Source organism: Cupriavidus sp. UYPR2.512, from assembly GCF_000379565.1.
Classification (GTDB): Bacteria; Pseudomonadota; Gammaproteobacteria; order Burkholderiales; family Burkholderiaceae; genus Cupriavidus.
The window spans coordinates 1-8,010 of sequence record NZ_KB902888.1 but is presented as its reverse complement, the minus strand read 5'-3'; the positions used below and the strand labels follow the sequence as shown (position 1 = coordinate 8,010).

Annotated in this window: 6 protein-coding genes; 1 reads left to right on the top strand and 5 read right to left on the bottom strand. The window is 58.8% G+C overall.

The window, feature by feature from the left end; genetic code table 11:
• Positions 1–520 precede the first annotated feature (520 nt).
• From A3A5_RS40210 to A3A5_RS0108735, 5 genes are all read right to left on the bottom strand, one after another.
• On the bottom strand, positions 521–1,522 hold the full coding sequence (locus A3A5_RS40210) for a hypothetical protein (RefSeq protein ID WP_018310220.1): 1,002 nt from the start codon (positions 1,520–1,522) through the stop codon (positions 521–523).
• 31 nt (positions 1,523–1,553) lie between these two features.
• Positions 1,554–3,074: a hypothetical protein gene (locus A3A5_RS0108750; protein WP_018310219.1), complete on the bottom strand. Its 1,521-nt coding sequence runs from the start codon at positions 3,072–3,074 to the stop codon at positions 1,554–1,556.
• A 4-nt stretch (positions 3,075–3,078) separates the two neighbouring features.
• Entirely contained in the window at positions 3,079–3,885 is an 807-nt protein-coding gene (locus tag A3A5_RS0108745) for a hypothetical protein (protein WP_018310218.1), read from the bottom strand.
• Positions 3,886–5,199, bottom strand: a complete 1,314-nt coding sequence (locus A3A5_RS0108740; protein WP_018310217.1) for a hypothetical protein — start codon at positions 5,197–5,199, stop codon at positions 3,886–3,888.
• Between the two features lie 282 nt (positions 5,200–5,481).
• A complete protein-coding gene (locus A3A5_RS0108735; protein WP_018310216.1) occupies positions 5,482–5,670 on the bottom strand; it encodes a hypothetical protein in 189 nt (62 codons plus the stop codon).
• A gap of 165 nt (positions 5,671–5,835) precedes the next feature.
• On the opposite strand from A3A5_RS0108735, the gene A3A5_RS37960 reads away from it, so the two are divergent.
• Positions 5,836–8,010 (top strand): helicase-related protein (locus A3A5_RS37960; protein ID WP_255343439.1); only part of this gene is annotated, 2,175 nt, incomplete at its 3' end.

Genomic DNA, 8,010 nt, shown 5'->3' with positions numbered 1-8,010 from the left:
GCCATAAACCGGAGGCGGGAAAGTTCCGCCCCTTGCGGCGTCTGGCAGAGCTCTAACCCGGCGAGGGGGGTCTTAAAGGGCAATATTTTCCGAATTCTGAAGCCGCCCCTGCCTTCTCTGGGGCGTCGATTCCCGCAAGGCGAATGCGTATCAGTTCCTTGGAATCGGTAAGGAGTTCCACCGTATCCCCGTCCAAGACTCCAATGATGCGTCCTTGGGTGATGGCAAGGCAGTTGCTCCCGAAAGCCAGCAGGATGCACAACGCGAATAATCGAAAGGCTCTGCTCATCGTCGCACCCCAAAAAGGCGAGTCAATAGCGGACGCGACAAAACGAGTCGCGTGCACTGAGGTCATCGTACTTTTGGTGCGAAAACTGGCGGTTTGGCTCCAAAAATCCATACGAATCAATGGCTTGCAAAGCCGCCTGCCGCACAAAGTTCGGGCAAGCCACAAAGCCTTGCTGCAAGCGGCTCTCCGGCTTGCTAACGCTAGATTTCGCACCAAAAGTACGATGACCCCCTATCGACGAATTTCGGTCTTGTAGAAGAAGTTCTCCACCGTCAAGCGCGTACGATCCGACTGGACTGCGTCCGAAATCAGGCTCTTAATTTGCACGTAGTGACGGCACGCCGGACTCTGCCGGTTACTCCAGTCGAAGATCCCGCGAACGCGCGAGGAAAACTGTGCTTCGCTCATGGGGCCAGACAGCATCTCTGCCATGCCAGACAGGGCCCGCGCCTCTTGCTCACGGTTGGATGGCCAGGCCGGGCTGATGACAATCCCATCCGCGCGCAGTTCCATCGCAAAGAGGTACTCGATCTTGCCAGCCATGGTAAGCCAGCACGGCGGGTAGTCGCGCCCACCATTGGCGTTCAGCCGCTTTTGCAGGAAGGCAATCTGCCCGCGCAGGCCGGCGTTGTCCTTCTTGAGGTCGGTGGTCTCCTTCTTGAGCCCGTCAGTGTTCTCGACCACTTCCTTTGGAAGCGCCGCGTACTTTCCGGCGTCCTCGATAACCTTCCTGATGATCTCCGCTTCCTTGCCGGGCTGGATGTCCACGCCTAGCTTTACTTTCACCTCGCGGTACAAGTCAGCCTTGGTGTTGATGGCATTGATCACCTGGTCGGCGGTGGCCTGAGGCTGCTGGTCCTTTCCAGCCTTCTCGACATTCGCCTTGATGGCGGACAGGGCCGTCAACTGCTTGTCCAGTTCTTTGATCCGATCTTGGAGCCTCACTCGCTCGACCTTTGCCTTTTCTCCTTCGACAAGTTTGGAGATCACCTCGTCCGGGTTGCGTACCCCAGCGCCTGACAGCATGCGGCCGATCTGATCCTTCATGCTCTCCAATCCCTGCTTGAGAGTCTGCATCGCAGGGACCGCTTCGACGTTACGCCGAGCCTCGTCGCGCTCACGCTGCAGCAGCATTACCTTGTAGCCCAACAAGAGCAACAGGATAAAGGTGACGGTGAAAGCCACCTCCGTCAGCGAGACCTGGAAGATCTGATCTTGGCTCTTTTTCGACATTCGCCCTCCTTACCGACGCCCCATCCCTGCCCTACACGCTCCGGACCGGCGCAATGTTGGCCCCATCGTGCTGCGGGAACGCGACCGTCTGGTGCGGCGCAACGTGCAATGTTAGTACGCTCGGATCCTGCATCTCCACCGGCGCGGGCGGAGCGGGCGGAGCCGGCGGCAAGAAGGTGAGACGGTCGAGGTTCGTGATCAGTGCAGCCAGTTTTTCGGCCATGGCGATGGACTGACCGCCGGCCGCGCGCAGTTCATCGATCAGCGCCGCTTGCGCCGTCGAGGACAACTGGATGTTGTCGGAGAGACGCTCTTGGGCCGCCGCCGTGGACTGTATGACTTCGGCGGTCTGGGTATTGGACTGTACGGTCTGCCTCAGTGCAACAACTGTGTCCTGTGCGCTTCGCGCGCTCTCGGCCATCTGTCGGGCCATTCCCTCCAACGCGGTGGCGATCTGTCGGGTTTGAGCGTCGGACGAATCCACCGACTTGGAAACCTCATTCAGGAGTCGCGCCGCCTCTCCGATCTGATTGCTCAAGCCAGTCAGGGAATCGAGCTGCCCGGAGGTGGCCTGAAGGACGTGTTCCTGGCTCTTTGCAAGGCTGAGCACCGACTCCATGGCGGTGTCGATCTCGGCGGAGCGTTTCTCAAGGCGTTTGAATGCATTGGAAATCGTATTGGTCGACGACGAGATGCCCGATGCGACATCCTTCACATTGGAGCTGATCTGCCCGGCGGCTTCTTGCATGTCGCGCATCGGGGCAGTGAGCATCCTCACGAAGTAGTCGCCGGGAAACTCACTGCTGCGCATGCGCTCCTGAATGCCATCTACAAGATCGACCGCGCTTTTTTGCATGTTGATGACAATCTGCCCGACCGCCTGTCCGACGCGTGTGACGAGGGCCTCAAGCTTTTGCACCGATTCGTCCGTACTAGCGATGGCGCTTTCCAATTGGGTCTGGTGCTTTTCGTTGATGTCCTTGAAGAGGCCATCAAGCGCGGCGGCGTAGTTTTTCGCGATCGCCTCGATTTGCAGGTTCACTCGGTCGGTAGCCTGCTGCGCGGCAATGAAGACGTCCTCGTCAAACTTTCGAAAACGCTCCTTCGAAATGGAGAGTTGGTCGACTAGTGCATAGGATGCCTTGATGATGGCCGCACCAGCGTCCTCAACGGCCTCGAACGACTCCTTACGAAATGTCACGAGCCACACCCGCACGGCAAGGCCGAGGACTGTGCTAACCATTGCTGCGCCGAAGCGAATGGCGATATTCGTGATATCCGTGCCGATGCTGTTGATATCGATAAGGCAGGCGCAGATGGAGGTGATCGTGAAGATAAAGCCGAGGTAGTAACAACTGTCGGCAAACTTCTCATCTGACACATTCTTCGTGTCCGAGCGGTACTTGCCCAGCAGGATGTAGACGATCATCACCGACAGCGGGAGGTAGAAGCCGAACATCCAGGGGCTGCCGAAATAAACGCTCGCAAAGGCGAGACTGAATTTCAGGACAACCGCAATGACAAAGAGGCGCTCGGTACGGATATAATTCATGTGGCTATCCTTCCATCGGGCGAGCGCTCACCAAGCGGGCGTGCGCCTTGTTGAAATAGTCTTCCCAAAATTTCGCGTTGCGCCGGGTCTGCCTTTGTGGGTCGTTCATGAGGTACTCCAGTTCCACCTCGACACCCTGAAGGTCCGCCTGGACCTTGCGACCGTAAGGCGTCTGAGCGAACGTCTCGAAGTCAGGCAGTTGCTTGTACATACTGAATTCTGGGGTGTTGTGAAGCATGTCGGAGACGATAATCAGGCGGCGCTCACCATCGATGGCGTGACTGCGAAAGCCGTTGATGCCGACGAGTTGAATCATCTCGAAGATCGGGGACTTGTTCGATCCTTTGATGGAGATGAGGCTGTCCGTTTGTTTGAGCACCGGCTTCACAAACTTCGTCTCATACTGAGTACGAAGGCGCTTGAGGTTTGCGTTGAACTCAGACTTATCTTCCCCTGAGCCTGGGTTGCAGATCTCCAGAATGGGCTTGGCCGTCTCCGTGAAATCCTCGCCAAGCACGAAGACCGAGAGCAATGCCCCCTTGGGGGTGCGGTGCTCAACGATGTCGCGGAACTCCGTCTCGAAGGCGTTCTTCTGAATGAATGTCATCGGATCGGTTCGATCCACGAGCAGCACAACGTGTCCGGTCGGTCCGGCGGCTGGGCAGAGCGTATCCTTGTCCGGTTTGGGTTCCTTGTGAAAAAGGTAGTACCCAATTGCGCTACCGACAGTAGCCAGAAATATTGCGACTGCGGCAATGGCAAAGAATTGATTCCGTTGCCTTCGCTTGGCTCGAATGCTCCCGCGCGCCATTTACGCCTCCTTCAATGTTTCGCTCGCCGCGCCGGCCTGCTCAATACGCGAGGACGATGCCGATGGGAACTGCGCCGTTAGTGGCATCAGAAGTTGGTACTGCTGATTGAGGGCGCTGTTAATCTTGAAGCAAATCCCTCGCTCTCTTTCGACCAAGTCGGCCACCAGTGCGCCTTGCCTGGCAGCGACCTCTCTATCGGCTTCCACCGAGAAGTCAGGTAGAGGCAACACTTTCAAGTCGGGCATCGTATCGAAGTAGGCGGGCCGTGGTCGTGTTGGCCCTGCCGCGATCATGTTCGCTTCGCGAAACTTCATGAGGAGTGGCGGGGCCGCACGTTCAGCCTCCTGCATCACGTGCTCGAACTTGATGCGTGCCTCTTCCTTGTTGCGGATGGCCATCTCAATAAGGCGAACCGCTTGCTGCCCCTCTTCGAGAGAATTCTTGGCAGACGCAACCGCTTCGTTGCGCTTTGCGTCAAGTTCTTCACGAACCCCGGCCAGTTCCTCTTCGTAGTCGGCGGCAGCCTCCTCGGCCGCCCTGGCGTGGGCAGAATAGCCGGGATAAGGGTCGTCGTATGTGTATCCTTTTTTAGATGCAATTGCTGCGACAATCAGACAAAGCAATACCAACCCCCAAGAAGACATTTCGTGGAGTCCGAAGGGAGTCTCTTGCAGTGTGCGCAACGCATGCGCGGATGGCTCGCTCGCATCCACCAACAGCGCCTCGCGGTAATGCGCGGTTGCGATCGCTATGAGAAAGGCCGCGACGAAAAATACGAGCAACATGAGTCCGCCAAAGGCCTTCCACCCTCGATGAACTCGAAGAATATGGGGGATGCCGTATCGCCAGAAAGCGAATGCGAGGACAACGTTGATGCCTGCGCAGATTAGCGCTTGCATGAAGCCGCCAATCAAGCCATTGTCGTCGCCTTGCGCGAAGAAGTAGGCGTTTATCAAGCCATCGCCGATCACGCAGGCGGCCATCAGTAGAACGGCCAAAACCTTATCCGAGGCGGTGCTCACATTTGCATCGCGGCTCAGACGGTTTTGTTCCTTGAACTCACGCAACACCTTCTGCTTGCTCTTGTGCGCTTCCGATAGGCGGTCGAGGTTCGCATGACGGTCGGTAAGCAGCGCGTTCACACCGGTTTCGAATGTCTGGTCGGCAGCCAGAGCTTCATTGATTCGCTGAATCAGGTTATAGGAGTGGATCTGCGTGTTCAGCGTCCCAAGCCTTATCGCGGACCACTCCATGTATTCGGCCCGCTTCTTCTCCAACCGATGAATGACCGCCTGCTCCGGCGCGCTGAGCACGGTTGAGGAAGGTATTGGGATCCCGTGCTGACCAAGACGCTCCCCCCTCTTCGAGAAGGCGCAGTTCAGTTGCGATCTCGTCGATATTGATCGGGTTGAGGTCCGGATGGGCGCGCTGGTGCGAGCGCCGTGGTGCACGGAAAAGCCAGTTCTTCAGCTGAGCTACGGCGCGAGCCAGCAGACTCGGGGGTGGGTGAATGGTCATGAAAACCGCCCTCTCTAAAGGAGCAAGGTTCTACACGGCGTGCGAGCTCTTGCTGCGTTTTCGTTCTTGGCCGCGTGTCAGTTGCTCAAACGCTTCCTGCGACGGGGCAGCGGCAACAGCAGCCCTTTGCGCTCGCAATATTCCTCGAGCGCCACTTCCATCATGTTGGTGAGACTACGCCGCTCGAGTGAAGCAACGGTTTCCAGGAGTTCTTTGAACTCCGGCGTGACCCTAAAGCTGATTCCTACTGTCTTCTCGGAACTCATTCGTAATGTGCCCCTTGTATTGCAAGTCGCGATACGAATTGTTACGGACGGAAACTTCATCGGCTACCCTTCATGTGGGGTAAGTCAAATGGCCGATCTTCCAAGTCGTCGAACGTTGACAGCGCCTTCCCCGGACCTCGTCACTTGGCGTCTTTGTTGAAGGCCGTGGGCCGGGAGCTGCCGGGCGACAGCTTGGCCCGCCTGCCGGCGCCGCCTGGTGTCGACGCATCGCTTTGGAATTCAGGCTTGGCGCTCATTGCGAAGACTCGGCCGTATCTTTGGACAAATCACCGGGATGCCGTGGCGCAGGGCTACCTGACCCCTGGGGTTTCGGCTGCCATCAGCTTCCCCACCGGTGCGGGGAAGTCGACGCTGTCCGAGCTAAAGATTCTTTCGAACCTGTGTCAAGGACAGGGCACTATCTTTCTGGCGCCGGCGCCGGCGCTGGCGCTGGTCGACCAGACCGCGCGCGCTCTCCAGAAGACATTCCCTTACGCGCGGCTGAGTCGTGAACGGGCCAACGACAACCCGCTTGACTTCGACCTGGTCACTCGACTGCCGCCGATGTCAGTGATGACACCGGAGCGCTGCTTGGCGTTGATGGGATTTCAGCCAGAGCTCTTCAAGGATGCGCCTGAGGCGGACTACTTGTTGCTCTCTGCCATGATGAGCAACACCGAGGAGGTCGCGGCTTGGTTGGCTGAGCTCACCGGTCGCAAGTGCTTGCCGCTAAACATGGCGTGGAAGCCGACGCGGCAAGTGCGTGGCTCCGCCGTCTTTCCGAACGACCAAATCGCGGACCTACGCCACAGGCTGGCGGCGAAGCGCCAAGAGTTGTTGGCTGCGAGCAAGCGCAAGCCCGGGCCGCCGGCCGCGCTGAAGCGTGAACTCAAGGCACGGCCGCTGGGGCTTCTTGGGCTGAAGTTCCGGTGGGACTCGATGCGCCGCGATGACTACGCGTTGCTCCCGCTCTCCGATAGCGAGATGCTCCTTTCGGTGAATGCGACGACGTGGAAGCTAACGCCGAATGTGAACAGTGTGGCCGCTGAGCTCGCGTCGCTCGCGTCCCGCAACGAGGGCATCAAATCACTCATCTTCGCACAGACCGTCCCGTACGTAATGAGCGCTCAGGAGACCGCGGGCGCGCATCTTGGGGAGGCAAACATCGCCTTCACGGACGATGAGCAGCGTCTGTACAATCTGACGCTCGATGAACTGGGCGACGAGTCGGCGCTCTACATCGACGCCGTCGAAGGCAAGTTCGCGCGGTGGCCGAGCCTCTGCCACCATGGGCTTCTCCTGCCGACTGAGCGGCAACTGCACGAGTCGCTCTTCAAGCGTCCGGAAGGCGTCTCCGTGCTGGTTGCCACGTCGACGCTGGCGCAGGGAATGAACCTGCCGAGCCACGTGGTCATTATCGCGGGCGACAGCAAGTTCGATGAGGAGAACAAGCAGCTCGCGCAGATGAAGGCGCACGACCTGCTCAACGCTGCCGGCCGCGCTGGGCGGGCTGGGCAGAGCTCGTACGGTATGGTGCTGGTCATTCCCAGTAACGTCGTGGACATCGACGACTCCAACAATCGGATTGGCAAGCACTGGAAGGACCTTCAAGGCATCTTCTCGCAGAGCGACCAGTGCTTGGCCATCGAAGACCCGCTGGAGGCCATCCTCGACCGTATCCAAGGACTTGGCGAGCATGCCGGAGGCGATGCCGAATACCTTCTGCGCCGGCTTCCCATCTCGACACAGGCCGCAGACGTCGATGGCCCGGCCATGACGCTACTGAAGAAGTCGTTCGCGGCCTTCAAGCTGAGGAAGCAAGCGCAGGAAGACCAACTGAACAACCGCATCACCCATGCGCTGCGCGCGCGCAGGGAGCTTCAAGAGCTGGATGAGGAGCCCGATTGGGCCGACAAGATGGCCGCCAACTACGGGGCGCCGTCGGACGTGCTACGCGAACTGAAGGTTCGCCTCGAGACGTCACCCCCTGTCGGGCGCACGACGTTGGATTGGTTCACATGGACGGCAGCCTGGCTGATCGAGCGTCCCATTCTCATATCGCAGATGACCAGGCGGGAGAGCTTGGATGGGTACATGGGCGAGCCGTTCAAGTCGCTCAAGGATGACGAGGAGCGAGGCGAGTTCGCCGTCAATGTCGTGATCGCAGCTCTGAAGGCGTGGGTCAGCGGTCAGACGCTGGCGGAGATCCAGAAGCTGAGCCCACGATCCAACAGCCGAAGCACTGCGAGCAAGCTCGACGCTTCGTCCTGCGGGTCCTCTAGCCTCATCCATGGCGACGGCACCACGACGGCGGCAAAAAAAGGCGGCGACAACATTGGC

Bases quoted from the DNA above. Each gene is read 5' to 3' on its own strand.
- A3A5_RS40210 (WP_018310220.1), bottom strand. From the start codon at position 1,522: ATGTCGAAAAAGAGCCAAGATCAGATCTTCCAGGTCTCGCTGACGGAG.
- A3A5_RS0108750 (WP_018310219.1), bottom strand. From the start codon at position 3,074: ATGAATTATATCCGTACCGAGCGCCTCTTTGTCATTGCGGTTGTCCTG.
- A3A5_RS0108735 (WP_018310216.1), bottom strand. From the start codon at position 5,670: ATGAGTTCCGAGAAGACAGTAGGAATCAGCTTTAGGGTCACGCCGGAG.
- A3A5_RS0108745 (WP_018310218.1), bottom strand. From the start codon at position 3,885: ATGGCGCGCGGGAGCATTCGAGCCAAGCGAAGGCAACGGAATCAATTC.